Genomic DNA, 332 nt, shown 5'->3' with positions numbered 1-332 from the left:
CGGAAAAATCAATGATCACCTCTTCGGGATCTCCCAGAACATCAAATTTTTCATTAAAGGCGGCCACACTTCCGAAGAAAAGAGGGCCATAAATTTCGTAATGTTTAGTACCCTTATCATCAACAAATTTTCGGGCTCTGATCCTCTTTGCATTATCCCAGGCAAAAACCAGAGCAGAGATAATTACTCCAACAAGCACAGCCAACGCCAGATTGTGAAGCACAACAGTCACAAAAGTCACCAGTACCATCACCAGCACATCACTCTTTGGCATTCTACGAAAGGTCCTAAGACTTGCCCATTCAAACGTACCAATGGCCACCATGATCATA

Annotated in this window: 1 pseudogene; it reads right to left on the bottom strand. The window is 43.4% G+C overall.

Annotation, left to right across the window (positions count from 1 at the left end):
- A pseudogene (locus HC176_RS18275) lies at window positions 1-332 on the bottom strand (SulP family inorganic anion transporter); the annotation flags it as partial.

Source organism: Tamlana crocina (assembly GCF_012037625.1).
Note: the sequence above shows the minus strand (reverse complement) of the source record. Positions and strands in the feature narration are given on the sequence as shown.